Origin of the sequence: Catellatospora sp. IY07-71 (assembly GCF_018326265.1) — a bacterium.
In the GTDB taxonomy this organism is placed as follows: Bacteria; Actinomycetota; Actinomycetes; order Mycobacteriales; family Micromonosporaceae; genus Catellatospora.
Genome location: NZ_AP023360.1, coordinates 6,495,112 through 6,512,529, shown reverse-complemented (window position 1 = coordinate 6,512,529; position 17,418 = coordinate 6,495,112). Strand labels below are relative to the sequence as shown.

General features: G+C 73.1%; 14 protein-coding genes. 8 read left to right on the top strand and 6 right to left on the bottom strand.

Going from position 1 to position 17,418, the window contains the following annotated elements; translation table 11 throughout:
• The first annotated feature begins 55 nt into the window (after nt 1-55).
• The 4 genes from CS0771_RS29000 to CS0771_RS28985 all read left to right on the top strand — a co-directional run bounded on the left by CS0771_RS29000 (nt 56) and on the right by CS0771_RS28985 (nt 3,436).
• Nucleotides 56-1,069 (top strand): ABC transporter permease, encoded by a 1,014-nt coding sequence (locus CS0771_RS29000; RefSeq protein WP_212843956.1) that lies wholly within the window; start codon nt 56-58, stop codon nt 1,067-1,069.
• A 32-nt stretch (nt 1,070-1,101) separates the two neighbouring features.
• Nucleotides 1,102-2,286, top strand: a complete 1,185-nt coding sequence (locus CS0771_RS28995) for a substrate-binding domain-containing protein (protein WP_212843955.1) — start codon at nt 1,102-1,104, stop codon at nt 2,284-2,286.
• 66 nt (nt 2,287-2,352) lie between these two features.
• The gene (locus CS0771_RS28990) at nt 2,353-3,216 is read left to right on the top strand and encodes a sugar phosphate isomerase/epimerase (protein WP_212843954.1); all 864 of its coding nucleotides are present in this window, start codon (nt 2,353-2,355) and stop codon (nt 3,214-3,216) included.
• Between the two features lie 10 nt (nt 3,217-3,226).
• Nucleotides 3,227-3,436 (top strand): hypothetical protein, encoded by a 210-nt coding sequence (locus CS0771_RS28985; RefSeq protein ID WP_212843953.1) that lies wholly within the window; start codon nt 3,227-3,229, stop codon nt 3,434-3,436.
• Here CS0771_RS28985 and CS0771_RS28980 read toward each other — a convergent pair.
• Nucleotides 3,433-4,653: an amidohydrolase family protein gene (locus CS0771_RS28980; protein WP_212843952.1), complete on the bottom strand. Its 1,221-nt coding sequence runs from the start codon at nt 4,651-4,653 to the stop codon at nt 3,433-3,435. The genes CS0771_RS28985 and CS0771_RS28980 overlap by 4 nt on opposite strands.
• Before the next feature lie 115 nt (nt 4,654-4,768).
• Between CS0771_RS28980 and CS0771_RS28975 the strand changes: the two genes are divergently transcribed.
• Nucleotides 4,769-5,515 carry an SGNH/GDSL hydrolase family protein gene (locus CS0771_RS28975; RefSeq protein ID WP_212843951.1) on the top strand — a complete coding sequence of 249 codons (747 nt, stop codon included), beginning with the start codon at nt 4,769-4,771 and terminating at the stop codon, nt 5,513-5,515.
• Nucleotides 5,516-5,576: 61 nt separating this feature from the next.
• Here CS0771_RS28975 and CS0771_RS28970 read toward each other — a convergent pair whose 3' ends face one another.
• Together CS0771_RS28970 and CS0771_RS28965 are read right to left on the bottom strand one after the other, a co-directional pair.
• The gene (locus CS0771_RS28970) at nt 5,577-5,963 is read right to left on the bottom strand and encodes a RidA family protein (protein WP_212843950.1); all 387 of its coding nucleotides are present in this window, start codon (nt 5,961-5,963) and stop codon (nt 5,577-5,579) included.
• A 70-nt stretch (nt 5,964-6,033) separates the two neighbouring features.
• On the bottom strand, nt 6,034-8,400 hold the full coding sequence (locus tag CS0771_RS28965; protein WP_212843949.1) for a family 20 glycosylhydrolase: 2,367 nt from the start codon (nt 8,398-8,400) through the stop codon (nt 6,034-6,036).
• A 151-nt stretch (nt 8,401-8,551) separates the two neighbouring features.
• On the opposite strand from CS0771_RS28965, the gene CS0771_RS28960 reads away from it, so the two are divergent.
• The 3 genes from CS0771_RS28960 to CS0771_RS28950 all read left to right on the top strand — a co-directional run bounded on the left by CS0771_RS28960 (nt 8,552) and on the right by CS0771_RS28950 (nt 13,953).
• Entirely contained in the window at nt 8,552-9,274 is a 723-nt protein-coding gene (locus CS0771_RS28960; RefSeq protein WP_212843948.1) for a histidine phosphatase family protein, read from the top strand.
• Nucleotides 9,258-10,115 carry an NAD(P)H-hydrate dehydratase gene (locus CS0771_RS28955; protein ID WP_212843947.1) on the top strand — a complete coding sequence of 286 codons (858 nt, stop codon included), beginning with the start codon at nt 9,258-9,260 and terminating at the stop codon, nt 10,113-10,115. Before CS0771_RS28960 ends, CS0771_RS28955 begins: the two co-directional genes overlap by 17 nt.
• 124 nt (nt 10,116-10,239) lie before the next feature.
• Complete coding sequence (locus tag CS0771_RS28950; protein WP_212843946.1) at nt 10,240-13,953, top strand: family 78 glycoside hydrolase catalytic domain; 3,714 nt, start codon at nt 10,240-10,242, stop codon at nt 13,951-13,953.
• Nucleotides 13,954-14,214: 261 nt separating this feature from the next.
• Here CS0771_RS28950 and CS0771_RS28945 read toward each other — a convergent pair whose 3' ends face one another.
• The 3 genes from CS0771_RS28945 to CS0771_RS28935 all read right to left on the bottom strand — a co-directional run bounded on the left by CS0771_RS28945 (nt 14,215) and on the right by CS0771_RS28935 (nt 17,261).
• Nucleotides 14,215-15,234 (bottom strand): LacI family DNA-binding transcriptional regulator, encoded by a 1,020-nt coding sequence (locus CS0771_RS28945; RefSeq protein WP_212843945.1) that lies wholly within the window; start codon nt 15,232-15,234, stop codon nt 14,215-14,217.
• Between the two features lie 153 nt (nt 15,235-15,387).
• A complete protein-coding gene (locus tag CS0771_RS28940; protein ID WP_212843944.1) occupies nt 15,388-16,668 on the bottom strand; it encodes an MFS transporter in 1,281 nt (426 codons plus the stop codon).
• Entirely contained in the window at nt 16,665-17,261 is a 597-nt protein-coding gene (locus CS0771_RS28935) for a helix-turn-helix domain-containing protein (RefSeq protein WP_212843943.1), read from the bottom strand. Before CS0771_RS28935 ends, CS0771_RS28940 begins: the two co-directional genes overlap by 4 nt.
• Nucleotides 17,262-17,418: the final 157 nt, after the last annotated feature.

Below are 17,418 nucleotides of genomic sequence, written 5' to 3'. Positions count from 1 at the left end.
GCGAGCGAATCAGCACGCCCGGTGATGCCGCCGACGAGCGCAGCGAGGAGAAGGCATGAGCACCGACGTGGCGACCCCCACCGGCCCCGCGCCCGCCGTCCCCGCCGGGCTGGGCGGCGGCGGGCGCGGCGGCTGGGGCGCGGGCAGCATCCGGCCCGTGCTGATCATCCTGGTGCTGCTGCTCGTCGCGGTCGGCATCCGCCAGCCCGACTTCTACGACCCGCCCGTGCTGCTGGCGTTCCTCAAACGTGCCGCCCCGCTGATCATTCTCGCCGCCGGGCAGTACTTCGTCATCGTCGCGGGCGACTTCGACCTGTCGGTCGGCTCGCTGGTCACCGCCGAGGTCGTCATCGCCGCCCGGCTCATCGACGGCGACCCCGCCGCGACCTGGCCCGTCGTCGCGCTGCTGCTCGCCTTCGGGCTGCTCGTCGGCCTGGTCAACGGCGTGGTCACCACGCTGCTGCAGGTGCCGTCGTTCATCACCACGCTCGGCATGTACCTGGTGCTCGTCGGCGCCGTCTACACGTGGACCGGCGGCTCGCCGCGCGGGGCGCTGTCGGAGGAGTTCCGGATGCTCGGCCGGCGCGGCATCGACGGCGTGCCCGTGCTCGGGCAGCTGCCGTACGCGGTGCTGGTGCTGGCCGGGGTCGCCGTGCTCGCGGTGCTGGCGATGCGCGCCGACTTCGGCAAGGTGCTGCTCGCCGTCGGGGACAACCCGCGCGCGGCCCGGCTCACCGGCGTGCGCACCGCCCGCGTACGCACCATCGCCTTCCTGGTCAGCGGTGCCTGCGCCGCCGTCGCGGCGATCCTGCTCGGCGGCTTCGGCGGGGTGTCCTTCCAGGTCGGTGCCGGGCTCGAGTTCACCGCGATCACCGCCGTCGTGCTCGGCGGGGTCGTGCTCGGCGGCGGGCGCGGCTCGGTCGCCGGGGCCATGCTCGGCGCGCTCACGCTGCAGACCCTGCTCACACTGCTCAACCTGCTCGGCGTCTCCGGCGCGCTCAGCTCCGCCGTGCAGGGCCTCATCATCCTCGCCGCCGTCGCGGTCGGCACGCTGCGCCGCCGTACCTGAAACGCCCTGCTCCGCACCAGAGAGGAACGCATATGAGGAGAAGCACCCCCGTCCTGCTGGCCCTGTGCACCGCCGTGGCGGTGGGCGTGGTCGGCTGCACCAGCGACGTGCCCGGCGCGTCGCCCAGCGCCGGGCCCAGCGGCGCCGGCACCGGCGAGACGTCGAAGTTCTTCGTCCAGGCCGACCACGACAACGAGCTGGCCCTGCGCACCAAGGCGGCCACCGGCCCCGCCGACAAGCCCTGGGAGCAGGCCCTCGATCCGAAGACCGTGGACACCGCCAAGTACAAGAAGGCCGGCCCGTACCACCTGTGCTTCTCCAACGCGGGTGTGGGCAACCCGTGGCGGCAGGTCGGCTTCAAGAACATGCAGGCCGAGGTCAAGCTGCACCCGGAGATCAAGACCTTCACCGTGGCCGACGCGGAGAGCAAGGACGACAAGCAGATCTCCGACATCACCGACCTGCTCGGCAAGGGCTGCGACGCGCTCATCGTCTCCCCGAACACCACCGCGACGCTGACCCCCGCCGTCGAGCAGGCCTGCGCCAAGGTGCCGGTCATCGTCTTCGACCGCGGCGTCAACACCAAGTGCCCGGTCACCTTCATCAACCCCATCGGCGGGTACGCGTTCGGCGCCACCGGCGCCGAGTTCCTCGTCGAGAAGGTCAAGCCGAAGGGCAAGATCCTGGCGCTGCGCATCCTGCCCGGCGTCGACGTGCTCGAAGCCCGCTGGGGCGCGGCCAAGGTGGTCTTCGACAAGTCGGACCTGGAGGTCGTCGGCGTCGAGTTCACCGACGGCGACGCCGCGAAGACCAAGACCATCGTCACCAACTACCTGCAGCGGTTCGGCGACATCGACGGCATCTGGATGGACGCCGGCGCGACCGCCGTCGCCGCGGCCGAGGCGTTCGAGGACGCGGGCAAGCCGTTCCCGGCCATCGTCGGCGAGGACCAGCAGGACTTCCTCAAGATGTGGCAGGACAAGAAGCTCACCGCCATCGCCCCGACCTACCCCACCTACCAGTGGCGCACCCCGGTCATCGCCGCGCTGCAGATCCTCGGCGGCCAGCCGGTGCCCAGCCCCTGGAAGCTGCCCCAGCCCACCATCACGCAGGACAACCTGAGCAGCTTCGTGCAGAAGGACATGCCGCCGCTGCACTACGCCATGTGCGGCTGCGCGACCCTGCCCGGCTACCCCGGTGACTGGGGCGGCAAGTAGTCCATTGATCGCGGCGGCTGCCTGCTCCGGTGGGCAGCCGCCTCCGTCCTGTCAGGAGAGCGTGACATGTTCGCCATCGGCGCCAACCCGTGGATCTGGACCTCGCCCGTCGACGACCGTGCCCTGCGGGAACTCGTACCCCGCATCGCGGCCTGGGGCTTCGACGCGATCGAGATCCCGGTCGAGCAGCCCGGCGACTGGTCCGCCGAGGGCGTCCGCGACCTGCTCGCCGAGCACGGGCTGGCCCCGGCGGCCGTGCTCGCGGTCACCCCGCCCGGCCGCGACCTGGTGTGCACCGACGCCGAGACGGTCGCCTCCGCGCAGGCCTACCTGCGCGGCCTGGTCGACGCGGCGTCGGTGCTCGGTGCGCCCAGCGTCTGCGGCCCCGTCTACGCCGCCGTCGGGCGGCTGTGGCGGATGGACGCCGCCGAGCGCCGCGACTGCTACCGGCAGCTGCGCGCCGCGCTGGAGCCGATCGCCTGGTACGCGGGGGAGCGGGGCGTCGCCATCGGCATCGAGGCGCTCAACCGCTACGAGACCTCGGTCGTCAACACCATGGCGCAGACCCTGGAGGCGCTCGACGGCCTGCCCGGCAACGTCGGCATCATGCTCGACAGCTACCACATGAACATCGAGGAGTCCGATCCGTACGCCGCGGTGACCCTGGCCGGGCCGCGCATCGTGCACGTGCAGGTGTCCGGCAGCGACCGCGGCGCACCCGGCCGCGACCACCTGGACTGGCCGCGCTGGCTGGGCGCGCTGGCCCGGACCGGTTACCGGGGGCCGATCTGCATCGAGTCGTTCACGGGTGAGAACGAGGCCATCGCCGTGGCCGCCGCGATCTGGCGGCCGCTGGCCCCCAGCCAGGACGAGCTGGCCACCGCGGGCCTCGCGTACCTGCGCGAGGTCACGGTCGGTCTGCGCGCGTGAGCCGGGGCAGGTGCGCTTCGCCGCTCTGGAAGGAAACTGTGGGAACCTGTACGGCGAGCGGGGCACCGGCACCCACGGCAACCGGCACATCGACTACGTCTACTTCTGGAAGCGGGTCGAGGGTTCCCAGCTGATGTGGATGACCGACCACCGGATCGTCACCGGCACCAACTCCGACCACAACGGCGTCGTCGCGGACTTCTCCATCGACATCGCCTAAGCCGCGGGACCGTCCACCAGCTGCTCGCCGCGTACGTACACGGCCAGCAGCCGGTGGATCGCGGCCGGCTCGGCGACCGGGTCTCCCGAGACCGCCAGGATGTCGGCGTCGTAGCCGGCCGCGATCCGGCCCTTGCGGTGGCCCAGCCCGATCACGTCGGCCGCGCGCGCCGTGACCGCGTGCAGCGCCTCCGCGCCGCTCATGCCCAGCGGGGCGAGCTGCGGCACCGCATGGCGCAGCACGAAGTGCGGTTTGACCGGGGCGATGCCGGCGTCGGTGCCGATCACGATCCGCGCGCCCGCCCGGTGCATCCGGCCCGCGTTGCGGATGAAGCCCGCCATCCGGGTGGCGATGCTCGGCGGCACCGCGTGTCCCTCGACCTGCCGGGTGCCGAAGGTGAGGCTCAGCGCGACGCCCCGGGCCACGATCGTGTCCAGCAGCTCGGCGGGCACGTCGTCGACCGCGTCGGGGGTCATGAACGTGGCGTGCTCCAGGCAGTCCACCCCGGCCTCGACCGCGGCGACGATCGCCGCCGTGCCGTGCGCGTGCGCGGCGACCGGCAGCCCGAGCGCATGCGCCTGCTCGACCACCGCCCGCAGCTCGGCCACGGTGTACTGGGACACCTCCGGGCGGCTGCCCGCGGTCATGTGGCCGCCGCTGGCCATGACCTTGATGACGTCCACGCCACGGGCGGCCCGCGCGCGCACCGCCTCGCGCAGCTGCGCCACGTCGCCCGCGGCGTCGTCGCCCAGGAAGTGGCAGTGCCCGCCGGGTGTCGTGATCGGCACGCCGGCCGCCAAGACCTCGGGCAGGGTGTGATCCCCGGCGCGGGCCGCCGCCCGGACCCGCAGCGCCAGGTAACCGCGGTCGCCGAGGTCGCGCACGGTGGTGACGCCACCGGCCGCGGCCGAGCGCGCCGCGCGGCACATCGCCTCGTACGCCGCCGCGTCGTCGCGTTCGGCCAGCCGGGTGACCGGCGTCGTGGAGGCGTCGAAAGCCAGGTGCACATGCGTGTCGACGAGTCCCGGCAGCAGCGTGGCCCCGGGCAGGTCGACCACCTCGGCGCCGTCCGGCACTCCGGTCGCGCCCTGCGTGAGGGATGCGATCCGTGCCCCGTCCACCAGCACGGCCGGGTCGTCGAGCAGGGCTTCGCCGTCGAACAGGCGCGCGGCGCGGAGCAGGAGCAGCCGTGGGCGGGGGCGCGTGGTGACCGTCATCCTGTCAGAATGGGGTGTCGAGGTGTGCCGCGCCAAGACGGCCGCGGCGTGGTCCCACGACCCGGTGGCCAGGCGGGGCAGGCTCGTCGCTAGCATCCGCGGGATGCGCCGGAACATGTCTTGGGCAGGCCGCCCGCTCGCCCTGGCGATGGCACCGATCCTGCTGGTGCAGGGGGCACGCGTACGCCGCCGGACCCCGGTGCTGCCCGAGGCCGCCGGTGCACGCGAAGGCGTGCGGGGTGATGCGCCGGGTGACCGGCTGTCGCTGCTGGTCCTGGGCGAGTCGACCGCGGCCGGCGTCGGCGTGCCCACCCAGGCCGACGGCCTGGCACCGGCGCTCGCGGCCGGGCTGTCCGGGCACAGCGACCGGTCGGTGACCTGGCGGGTCGCCGCACACACCGGGTACAGCGCGCGCAAGGTCCTCGGCCTGCTCGTCCCGCGGCTGCCGGACGAGACGTACGACGTGGTCGTGGTCGTCCTCGGGGTCAACGACGTGCTGGAGATGCGCTCGGGACGCGGGTGGCGGCGCGACGTCGCCGCGCTGCTGGCCGCCCTGCGGCCGCGCCTGCGTTCCGGCGGCCGCGTCGTCCTGGCCGGGGTGCCGGACATGTCGGGCTTCCCGGCGCTGCCGCAGCCGACCCGTGCCGTGCTGGGCCTGCACGCCCGGCATCTGGACCAGGGGCTGGCCCGGGTCGCCGCGGCCACGCCGTGGGCCGTGCACGCGCCCGCCTTCGGCATCGACACCAGCGGCCTGTACGCCGAGGACGGCTTCCACCCCGGTGCGGATGGTTACCGCACGTGGGCGGCCCATCTGGTGACCACCATGGCCGCGCTGTCAGGACAGTCTCCTAGGACGATGTAGAGAGCGTGTGGCCGGTCACCCGGGGCAGGCCGAGGCTCGCCCCGATCGGAACGTCCGGTGGTTACGCCTCGCGGGGCAGGTAGAGGATCGCCTCGACCTCGACGCGCAGGTCCGGGTTGGCCAGCGCGGCGAGCACCGTCGACCTGGCCGGGAACGGCTCGCCGAAGTACTCCCGGTACACCGCGTTGAACGGCGCGAACAGGGCGGCGCTGAGCAGGAACGCGGTCACCTTGCACACGTCGCCGAGGTCCCCGCCCGCGGCCCGGCAGACCGCCTGGAGGTTGTCGAGGACCTGGCGGACCTCCGCCTCGAAGTCGCCGGTGACCGTGCTGCCGTCGGGCCGGACGGCCACCTGGCCGGAGACGAAGACGTAGTCTCCGGCCCGCGTCGCGTGTGACAGGGGCACGGGCAGCGACGCGATCTCGTCGCTGTGGATCTTCTCGATCACGGCGTCAATCTAGTCCGATCTGGTCGAGCCCGGCAAGGCAGCCGGGTGCTGTGGGCCGATGCAGGTCTGGTCAGGGGGTCAGCGCGAAGGAGTCGACATCGAACAGACCGGCGCCGGCTCCGGTGAAGACAAGGTACAGCGGTCCGGACCCGGCGCTCAGGCTGGTGGTGACGTCGGCGTAGACGCCCCAGCCACCGGTGCTGGCGACGGCGACCGAGCCGAGCAGCGTGCCCGTGGCCGAGTTGGCGCGGATCTGGATCGTGCCGCCCGTGCCGCCGGACGAGATCCGGGCGGTGAAGCCGGTCTTGCCGGAGACGTTGACGCCGGAGAACCCGATCCAGTCCCCGTTGTCGATGTAGCCGACGCGGTTGCCGCCGTTGGCCGCCGCGTCGGCCACGATCTGCACACCCGACTGCGACGTGTACGACTCCGCCTCGACCCGGCTCGGCGGATTGGCCGTCCCGGTGAGCGCGAAGGAGTCGATGTCGAACAGGCCGGTTCCGGCCCCGGTGAACACGAGGTACAGCGGTCCGGACCCGGCGCTCAGGCTGGTGGTGACGTCGGCGTAGACGCCCCAGCCACCGGTGCTGGCGACGGCGACCGAGCCGAGCAGCGTGCCCGTGGCCGAGTTGGCGCGGATCTGGATCGTCCCGCCGGTGCCGCCGGACGAGATCCGGGCGGTGAAGCCGGTCTTGCCGGACACGTTGACGCCGGAGAACCCGATCCAGTCCCCGTTGTCGATGTAGCCGACGCGGTTGCCGCCGTTGGCCGCCGCGTCGGCCACGATCTGGACCCCCGACTGCGAGGTGTACGACTCCGCCTCGACCCGGCCGGTCACCGGCGGGGTGGCCCACGGGACCTGCGGCGAGCGGTAGAAGTTGATGCCCTGCGCGGTCCAGCGCGGGCCCTGCGCGCCCAGGCGCACCTTGAAGGTGTCCCAGTTGCGCGCCGACTGCGGCGACCAGCCCAGCTCGGCGAGCGCGGGCAGGCGCGGGAACGCCATGAACTCGATGTCGGCGAGCTTGGTGATCGTCTCGGACCACAGCGGCGCTTCGACGCCGATGACCGCGCTCGCCGGGATACCCGGCAGCAGCGTGGCCGGGTCCCAGTTGTACGCCGTCTGCACCTCGATCAGGCCCGCCCAGGTGAGCCCGAGCGGCGTCTGGTTGGTGTACTTCATGTCGAGGTAGGCCTTGTTGGCGGGCGACATCAGCACCTTCGCGCCCTTGCTGACCGCGGCGCTCAGGTCGGCGTCGGAGGTGGACGTGCCCCAGTACTGCGCGATCCGGCCGGGGGAGTGGTCGGCCTGGCCGAGCTGGTGCCAGCCCATGACGGTCTTGCCGTTGGCGGTGACGTACGGCTGGATGCGGTTCATGAAGGTGCGGTAGTCGGCGTCGGAGGTGCTCGACGCCTCGTCGCCGCCGACGTGCAGGTACGGCCCGGGGGTGAGCGCGGCCAGCTCGGCGAGCACCTGCTGCACGAACGTGTAGGTGACCTCCTTGCCGACGCACAGCGAGCTGAACCCCACGGCGGTGCCCGTGTACAGCGGCGGCGCCGTGTTGTTGCAGTTCAGCTCGGCGTAGGAGGCGAGCGCGGCGTTGGTGTGGCCGGGCATGTCGATCTCGGGCACGATCGTGATGTGCCGCGCGGCGGCGTACGCGACGAGGTCGCTGTACTGCGCCTTGGTGTAGTAGCCGCCCGCGCCGCCGCCGACCTGCGTGCTGCCGCCGTAGGCGGCCAGGCGGGGCCAGGCGTCGATCACGATGCGCCAGCCCTGGTCGTCGGACAGGTGCAGGTGCAGGACGTTCACCTTGTACTGGGCGATCTCGTCGAGGTAGCGCTTGACCACGTCCACACCGAAGAAGTGCCGGGACACGTCGAGCATCGCCCCGCGGTAGCCGTAGCGGGGGAAGTCGATGATGCGGCCGCCCGCGACCTCCCACGGTCCGGACTGGACGGTGCGCGCCTCGACGGCTGCCGGCAGCAGCTGGCGCAGCGTCTGCACGCCGTGGAACAGGCCCGCCGCGGTCTGCGCGCGGATGGTGATCAGCGCGGCGGTCACGTCGAGCTGGTAGCCCTCGCTGCCCACGCTCGGGTCGGCGCCGGACAGCAGCAGCGCGATGCCGCTGGTGGGGGTGCCGCTCGCGGCGGTGACCGGCAGCGCGTACCCGGTGGCGGGGCGCAGCAGCGCGGCGAGGTGGTTGCCGACGTCGGTGGCGGCGGTCGAGCCCGCCTGGGTCTGGATCGTGGCGCCGGCCGGGATGGTGTGCACGACTCCGGCGGCTGGCTGCACCGAGACCGGCACGGGCACCACGCTGCCGAGGCTCGCCGGGGCGGCCTGGGCCGGGTCCGGGGCGGCGAGCAGGGCGGCGGCGATGGCGGTGACGGCGACGACGACCGCGCGAGCGAGCCGAGTCTGACGGGCGCGAGCGTGCACGGCGACCTCCCAGCGGAACGGTAAAGTGTCTTACCAGTTCGACGGAAGGCTATGTCTCGGGTCGAGTGGTGTCAAGCCGGAGCGTGCCGCCCGATTGCGTACGGCTCCGACGGGGTATGGCGGGCTTGCGGCACGGTGGGGGAAGGGACTCATGAACGAGCTCGGTTGGCTGGGCGTGGTGCGCCACGGGGAGAGCGTCGGCAACCTGGCCGCCGTACGCGCCGAGCAGGAAGGCGCCGAACGGCTCGACCTCGCCCCGCGTGATCCGGACGTGCCGCTTTCGCCATTGGGCCAGGAGCAGGCGGCCGCGGTGGGGCGCTGGCTGCGCACCGTCCCGCCGCCGGACCTCGTGTTGATCTCCCCATACCTGCGCACCGTCGAGACGGCACGGGGCGCGCTCGCCGGGCTGGATCTCCCGACGGCCTGCGACGAGCGCCTGCGCGATCGTGACCTGGGCCAGCTCGACCTGCTGACCACCCACGGGGTGCGCAGCCGCTATCCCCAGGAGGCGGAGCGGCGGGCCCGGCTCGGCAAGTTCTACTACCGCCCGCCCGGCGGCGAGTCCTGGGCCGACGTCGCCCTGCGCCTGCGCGCCCTGCTGGCCGACCTGCGCCGCGACCACCCCGGCGGGCGCGTCCTGCTGGTCACCCACGACGTCGTCGTGCAGCTCGTGCGTTACCTCGTCGAGGACATGACCGAGCAGGGACTGATGGAGGCGGCCCGGCAGCAGGTCATCGCCAACGCCTCGATCAGCACCTGGACCGGCGACGGCGGCGGGCGCCTGGCCGCACAGTCCTTCAACGACATCGCCCACCTGCGCGCGCAGGACACCGAGCCCACCGCCGAGGAGGGTGTGCGTGCCGAACCCGTCTGAACCCACGGTCGTCACCGTGCAGTTGCTGCGCGATTGGCCGCTGCCCGAGCCGGAGGGGGCCAAGGACAGCCGGGGCACCGCGCTGATCGTCGGCGGCTCCCGGCACACGCCGGGGGCGGTGCTGCTGGCCGGGGTCGCCGCGCTGCGTGCCGGGGCGGGCGTGCTGCAGTTGGCCGTCGCCGAGTCCACCGCGGCGGCGCTGAGCATCCAGATGCCCGAGGCGCTGGTCCTCGACCTGCCCGAGACCCCGGGCGGGCTGCCCGAGCGGCTGGCGGAGCTGGCCGCTCACGCGTCGGCCATCGCGATCGGGCCGGGCCTGGGCGACATCGACCACACCGCCGAGATCATGCGGTACGTGCTCGACGCCGCGCCCGTCGACACCACCGTGGTGCTGGACGCCTACGCCCTCGGCGCGCTCAGCCGCGACCCGTCGCTGATCGCCGGCCGTCCCGGCCGCTACCTGCTCACCCCCAACCTGGAGGAGGCGCGCTACCTGCTCGGCGTGGACGACCTCGGCGACGATCTCGCGGCGGTGGCGCTGCGCATCGCCGAGCGCTACCAGGCGGTGGTGTCGCTGTTCGGCCGCGTCGCCGATCCCGGCGGGCGGGTGTGGTGGGAGCAGACCGGCGGCAGCGGCCTGGGCACCTCCGGCAGCGGTGACGTGCGCGCCGGGCTGGTGACCGGCCTGCTGGCGCGTGGCGCCGACCCCGCGCAGGCGGCGTGCTGGGCCGCGTACGCCCACGCCGGCAGCGCCCAGCGGCTGGCGCCGCGCTTCGGCCGGATCGGGTTCCTCGCCCGGGAGCTGGCCGACGAGATCCCGGCCGTGCTCGCCGCCGTCTGACCCCGGAACGTGTCGGGCATGTTTCCGGCATGCATTGACAGTCATGAAAGCGGGCCATTAGGGTCTGGACACCCATGGGCAATTGAAACGTTTTAATCCATGCGATCCCGTCCGAGGAGTCGCCATGCCCGATCACGTCCCTCTCGCCCGTGCCCGCGCCCGCACCGCCGCGCTGGTCACCGTTCTGCTCAGCGCCACCGCCGCCCTGTCCGCGCCGCCCGCCGCGGCGGCCGCGGCACCGGTCAGCGTCAGCGGCGCGCACTGGATCTGGTATCCGGAAGGCGATCCGCGCACCACAGCCCCGGCCGCGCACCGCTACTTCCGCAAGACCTTCACCGTGGCCGCCGGCGCGGTCACCGACGCCCAGCTCGTCGTCACCGGCGACGACACCGTGGACGTCTGGCTCAACGGGAAACCCCTGGCCGGGTCCACCCGCGCCGTCGACTCCTGGAAGAGCGCCGTCTACGTCGACCTCGCACCCGCCCTGGTCACCGGTGTCAACACGCTGGCCGTGGCCGTACGCAACACCGCCGCCGGACCGGCCGGGCTGCTCGGCCGGGTCCGCGTCGCCACGGCGGGCGGCACCGTCGACCTGATCACCGACGCGAGCTGGAAGGCGTTCCAGAGCCCACCGTCGGGCTGGGAGCAGTCCGGCTTCGGCGACGGGTCCTGGCCCGCCGCCGCCGACCTCGGCGCCTACGGCATCGCACCGTGGAACAGCCAGGTGGTCGGCCCGGACACGGGCGCGGCGTCGCCGCTCGCCGTCGCCGAGGCCACCACGGAACGGCGCGTCAACCCGCTGGGCGTGGACGCCGCCGTACCCCGGTTCGGCTGGAAGCTCAGCTCGGGCACCGCGCAGCAGTATCAGGCGGCGTACCAGGTGATCGTGGCGAGCAGCGCCGCCGACGCGAACAGCGGCACCGGCGACGTGTGGGACAGCGGCCGGGTCGGCAGCCGCCAGGCGGTCGACGTCGCCTACGCCGGTCCGGCGCTCACCTCGCTGCGGCGATACCACTGGCGGGTGCGGGTCTGGGACACCCAGGGCCGCACCGGCGGCTGGAGCGCCGTGCAGTTCTTCGAGACCGGCCTGCGCAACCCGGCCACCGAGTGGCAGGGGGCGTTCATCGGCCAGCCCGCCGTCACCGACGGCCTGTCCGGCGCGAACTGGATCTGGTATCCCGAGGGCGACCCGATCGCCGGGCTGCCGCCGATGACCCGCTACTACCGGCGCGCGTTCACCCTCTCGGCCGCGCCCACGCAGGCGAGCCTGGTCGTCACCGGCGACGACACCGCCGACGTGTGGGTCAACGGCACGCAGGTGAGCAGCTCGCCGCGGGTCACCGACTCGTGGAAGCAGGCCGCCGTGATCGACCTGGCCGGGCGGCTGACCAGCGGCAGCAACGTCATCGCCGTCTCGGCGCAGAACACCACCCAGTCCCCGGCCGGGCTCATCGCCAAGCTCACCGTGGGCGGCGGCCCGACCATCGTCACCGACGCGGGCTGGAAGGCGTTCCAGAGCGGCCCGTCCGGCTGGCAGCAGACCGGCTTCAACGACTCCGCCTGGCCCGCGGCACGGGCGCTGACCGGGTACGGCACCGGGCCGTGGGGCGCCAACGTGGTGGTCCGCCGCCCGGCCCCGCTGCTGCGCAAGGGTTTCACCATCAGCAAGCCGGTCGCCTCGGCCCGGCTGCTCACCACCGCGCTCGGCCTGCACGAGACCCGCCTCAACGGCGCCCGCGTCGGCGACGACGTGCTCGCCCCCGGCTGGACCGACTACCACAAACGCGTCCAGTACCAGGTGTACGACGTCACGGGGCAGCTGCGGCAGGGCACGAACGCGCTAGGGGCCTGGCTGGGCAACGGCTGGTACTCCGGCAGCCTCGGCATGGCCGGCTCGCAGCGCTACGGCACCCAGCCGTGGTACTCGGCGCAGCTGCACGTGTCGTACACCGACGGCACGAGCGCCGTGATCCGCACCGACGGCACCTGGAAGACCGTCACCGGCCCGATCCGGGCCGAGGACCTCTACACCGGCGAGGACTACGACGCCCGGCTGGCCGTGACCGGCTGGGACGGCCCGGACTTCAACGACGGCGGGTGGCAGGGCGCGGCCGTGCGCTCCGGCACCGCGCCCCGGCTGGTGTCCCAGGTGGACAAGGGCGTCGCCGTGCAGGCCGAGATCCGGCCCGTCTCGGTCAGCCAGCCCAAGCCGGGGGTATGGGTCCTCGACCTGGGCCAGAACTTCGCCGGCTGGAACCGGCTGCGGGTCACCGGCCCGGCCGGGACCACGGTCACCATGCGCCACGCCGAGGTGCTCAACGCCGACGGCACCCTCTACACCGACAACCTGCGCGTGGCGGGCCTGGCCACCGACCGCTACACCCTGGCCGGCACCGGCGCGCAGGAGGTGTACGTGCCGCGGTTCACCGTGCACGGCTACCGCTACGTCGAGCTGACCGGCTTCCCGGGCACGCCGAACCTGGACACCGTGACCGGCCTGGCGGCCTGGACCAAGGGCGCGCAGCTCGGCACGCTCACCACCTCGAACAGCCTGGTCAACCAGCTCCAGCAGGCGATCGTCTGGGGGCAGCGCTCCAACATGCTGTCCATCCCGACCGACTGCCCCAACCGCGACGAGCGGCTGGGCTGGACCGGCGACATCGCCGCGTTCGCGGGCACGTCCACGTTCAACGTGGACATGCAGGCGTTCCTGGACAAGTTCGCCGACGACCTGACCGACGCGCAGCGCGCCGACGGCGCGTTCACCGACACCGCGCCCGACGCCTGCTGCGGCGCCGGGACGGCCGGGTGGGGCGACGCGGGCGTGATCGTGCCGTACACCCTGTGGCAGCGCTACGGCGACCTGCGCGTGGTCGACCAGCACTTCGACGCGATGGCCCGCTGGGTGGACTACCTGCGCGCCACCTCCGGCACGGACCTGATCCGCAACACCGGCGGGTACGGCGACTGGCTCAACGTCAACGACGACACCGCCCGGGATCTCATCGCCACGGCGTACTTCTCCTGGTCGGCGCGGCTGGTGTCGCGGATGGCCGCGGCCACCGGGCGCACCGCGCAGGCGAGCAGCTACGGCACGCTGGCCGACCAGGTCGCGGCGGCGTTCCGCAACCGCTGGGTGTCCGGCGACGGCACGGTCGCGGGCAACACCCAGACCGGGTACGTGCTCGCGCTGTCGTTCGGGCTGCTGCCCGCCAACCTGGTGGCCCCGGCCGTGAACAAGCTCGCCGGGGAGGTCTCCGCCGCCGGCGGGCACCTGACCGTCGGCTTCCTCGGCGTGGAGAACCTGCTGCCGGTGCTGGCCGACAACGGCCGGGCCGACCTGGCGTACCAGATCCTGCTGCAGCCCGGCTTCCCCGGCTGGGGCTACATGCTGGGCAGGGGCGCCACCACGATCTGGGAGCGCTGGGACGGCATCATGACCAACGGTGCGTTCAACACGCCCTCGATGAACTCCTTCAACCACTACGGGCTCGGCTCGGTCGGCGACTTCCTCTACCGGCAGGTCGGCGGCCTCGGCCCGGCGAGCCCCGGCTACCAGGCGCAGCTGGTCGCGCCCCGGCTGGGCGGCGGCCTGAACTCGGCCCGTACGGCGCTGCAGACGCCCTACGGGCAGGCCGTCAGCGACTGGTCGGTGTCCGGGGGCGTGCTCACGCTGCGGGTGACCGTCCCGGCGGGGACCTCGGCGACGGTACGCGTGCCCGCCGCCTCGGCCGCGGTGGTGACCGCACCGGCGCAGGCGGTGCCGTTCGGCTACGCCTCGGGCGCGGCCGCCTACCACCTGCCCTCGGGCAGCTACGTGTTCACCGCCCCGGCGTGAGCACGAGCCGCTGACCGGCGGCCCGCGTCCGGCAGGTCCGGGCGCGGGCCACCGCGCTTCGGCGCGGCCCCCTCCGGCCATGATCGCGATTTCGTGTCAAAACCTGTGCCCTGACCGCACTTTCCGACACGAACTCACGATCATCCACCGGCGCGCCGACGATCGGGCCCCGCTGCTCGCCGGTGTCGGCCGGGATGCTGCTCCTGGCCGCAGCGCTGCGTGGACCTACGGCCGGCGCCTGAGCAGGCGTCGGCAGCCGTATCAGCCCTGCACGACCGAGGTGGACTGGCGTACCACGAGCTGCGGCTGGAACACGACGTGGCGGTGGCCGTGGTCGCCGTCGTTCTCCGCCTCCTCCAGCAGCATCTGCGCCGCGGTGCGGCCGAGCTGCTCACGCGGCTGGCGTACCGAGGTCAGCGGCACCGCCGCCGCACCGGCGAACTCGATGTCGTCGTAGCCGACCAGCGCGACGTCCTGCGGCACGCGCAGCCCACCCACAGTGAGGCCTTGCAGCGCGCCCAGCGCCAGCAGGTCGTTGGCACAGAACAGCGCGGTCGGCCGCTGCTTGGCGGGCAGCGCACAGATGCGCTCGGCGGCCTCCCGCCCCGCCGCGACGGTCAGCGACCGGGTCTCGAACATCCGCAGTTCGACCCCGCCGCCGTGCGCGGCCAGCGCCTCGGAGGCACCGGCGTGCCGGTCGGCGACCTGCGGGATCGCGAGCGGCCCGCCGACGAACCCGATCCTGCGGTGCCCGGCCGCGGCGAGATGCTCGGCGGCCAGGCGCCCGCCGAGCCGGTCGTCCACCGCCACCGAGCACCGGTTGGACTGGCCGGATCCCCGGTCCACCAGCACCACCGGGATACCGCGCGCCACCAGCCGCTCCAGGCGCCGGTGGTGGTCGTCGCCGACCGGTGTGATCAGCAGGCCGCGCACCCGCTGCTCCTCCAGCAGATCCAGGTGGTGCCGCTCGCGAGCGGGATCCTCGCCGCTGCTGCACACCACGAGCATGCCGCCTGCTGCCTCGACCACGGTCTCGGCGCCCCGGACCACGTCGGTGAAGAACGGGTTGGACACGTCCAGCACGACGATCGCCACCGTCCGGCTGCGACCGGCGCGCAGCTGCCGCGCCGAGTCGTTGCGGACGTAGCCGAGCTCCCTGATCGCGTCGAGCACCCGCTGCCGGGTCTGCGGGGCGACCGCGTCGGGGCGGTTGAGCACGTTGCTGACCGTGCCCAGCGACACTCCCGCCCGCTGGGCGACCTCCTTGATGCTCGCGGTCACCGCTAGCCCCTCCTCGCCGTCCGCCCCGGTTGCTGAAACGATACAAGCCAATGGCTTCCGCGGTGCCCACGACCCCGCCCTTCCGCGATCAAAGCTCCCACCACGCTGTTCTGGCAACGTGGTGGGAGCTTCGAGTCACGCGGGAGCGCCCGGTCAGCGAGCGGCCACCAGCTCGGCGGGGTCCGCGGCGGGCGCCGGGGCGCGCCGGGCCGCCCGCCAGGCGGGCAGGTAGAGCGGGGCGGCCAGGGCCAGCACCACGGCCCCGACCAGCATCGCGGTGCTGACACTGGTCCCGGCGGCCAGGGCGGTGAGCACGACGCCGCCGAGCGCGCCCGCGGGCTGCCCCATCATCGAGTTCAGCGAGATCACGCTGGTCCGGTAGGGGCCGTCCACCTGGCGGTGCAGCAGGCCGGTGTGCAGCGGATTGGACGCTCCGTGCACGGCGTAGCAGCACAGGTAGGCGACCAGGACACCGGCCGGCCCGGCGAACAGTCCCATGCCGACCACGGTCAGCCCCTGCAGGATGCGCAGCAGCGCGGCGCCGGGAGCGGCCCCGGGCCAGCGCAGCAGCAGCGGGGTCAGTGCCGCGCCCGCCGCCGAGACCAGCCAGGCCGCCGAGCTTGCCGGGCCGAGCAGCGCCGCGGCGCGCTCGGCGTCGGCGGTGACCTCGGCGAGCCGCACGGGAAGCAGGGACTCGAAGGTCACCATGCCGAAGCCCCAGAACAGCTCCACGCAGACCAGCGCGAGCAGCACCCGCGAGCGGCGCAGCAGGCCGAACGCCTGCCCGATCATCCGGGGTGCCTCGCGTACGGAGTCCCGCAGCGCGGCGGCGCCGCGCGCCGGGCGGTGCTCGGTCAGCAGCACCAGCAGCACGATCAGCCCGACGACCTGCAGGGCGGTGGCGGCGAGCAGTGGGACGGTGAGCGCGCTGACCGGGCCGATCGGACCCAGGGCGACCAGGCCGCCGGACAGCAGCGCGCCGCTCGCGATGGCTACGCCGATGACGGTGCCGGCGTGGCCGAGGCCGGGTTCGTAGTTCGCCTCCGGGTCGGCGGCCAGGGTGGCGTCGACGTACCAGGACTCCAGGGGGCCGCTGTCCAGGGCGCGGTGCACGCCCTGCAGTGCCCAGGCCAGGAAGAACATCCAGAACGAAGTGGCAGTGACGAGCAGGGCCATGGACAGCAGGCTCACCGTCCACGAGGCCACGAGCACGGGCTTGCGGCCGATCGCGTCGGCCAGGCCGCCGGTGGGCAGCTCCAGTGCGAGCACGAGCAGGCCCTGCGCGGTGGCCGCGAGCCCGATCTCGGGCAGCGACAGGCCACGCTCCTGCATGAACAGGATCAGCACGGGGATCATCAGGCCGACCGGCAGCCAGCGCAGGCCGTGCAGGAGCAGGTAGCGACGGCGCACCTGCCGTACGGTCAGCGCGGTCACCGCAGCTCCTCCGCCCGGGGGATGCTCGCCAGGAACACGTGCACCTGGCTGGCGTCCTCCTCCTCGGCGAAGGAGGTGTCCTGCCGGTACTTCACGATCACGTTCCACATCTCCTCGTTGAGGGCGCGCAGGCGGGTGGGGGACAGGGTCAGCAGCGCGTCGCTGATGGTGGCGGCCTCCCGCCAGGCCCGCGGGACGGTGTCGCGCACCGCGAACCACTTCTCGGTCTGCTCGCCGAGGAAACGCAGCTGCTCGCTGCCGATCCAGTCGGCCGCGGCGCGGGCGTCGGGATCGTCGTCGAAGTCGTTGGGCTGCCAGGTGCTGACCTCGTGCGCCGCGCGCCAGAAGCGCTGCCGGGCCGTGCCCCGGTCGGTCTCCTCGGTCACCAGGCCCACCTCGGCGAGCTGGCGCAGGTGGTAGCTGGTGGCACCGGTGTTGGTGTCGAGCAGCCGGGCGAGTGTCGTGGCGGTGGCCGGGCCGTCCAGGCGCAGCATCCCGAGCAGGCGGACGCGCAGCGGGTGGGCCAGGGTGCGGATCTGTGTCGCGCTCAGCCGCACGACACGGTGGGTGGGAGTGCTCGACTCTTCGACCATGTTTGCACAATAACTGTGCACACCTTCTTTGCACAACTTCTGTGCATCTTCTCAGGCGCGAGCACCTGGCGTCCGGGTCCGCGGAAACCGTTGGGGCGTCACAACTCGGTAACGCGGCGGAATTCCTTGACTGCACATCCGTCGATCTCTTACCGTC

Bases quoted from the DNA above. Each gene is read 5' to 3' on its own strand.
- CS0771_RS28980 (WP_212843952.1), bottom strand. From the start codon at position 4,653: ATGACGGTCACCACGCGCCCCCGCCCACGGCTGCTCCTGCTCCGCGCC.
- CS0771_RS28950 (WP_212843946.1), top strand. From the start codon at position 10,240: ATGCCCGATCACGTCCCTCTCGCCCGTGCCCGCGCCCGCACCGCCGCG.
- CS0771_RS28975 (WP_212843951.1), top strand. From the start codon at position 4,769: ATGTCTTGGGCAGGCCGCCCGCTCGCCCTGGCGATGGCACCGATCCTG.
- CS0771_RS28995 (WP_212843955.1), top strand. From the start codon at position 1,102: ATGAGGAGAAGCACCCCCGTCCTGCTGGCCCTGTGCACCGCCGTGGCG.
- CS0771_RS28960 (WP_212843948.1), top strand. From the start codon at position 8,552: ATGAACGAGCTCGGTTGGCTGGGCGTGGTGCGCCACGGGGAGAGCGTC.
- CS0771_RS28990 (WP_212843954.1), top strand. From the start codon at position 2,353: ATGTTCGCCATCGGCGCCAACCCGTGGATCTGGACCTCGCCCGTCGAC.
- CS0771_RS29000 (WP_212843956.1), top strand. From the start codon at position 56: ATGAGCACCGACGTGGCGACCCCCACCGGCCCCGCGCCCGCCGTCCCC.
- CS0771_RS28935 (WP_212843943.1), bottom strand. From the start codon at position 17,261: ATGGTCGAAGAGTCGAGCACTCCCACCCACCGTGTCGTGCGGCTGAGC.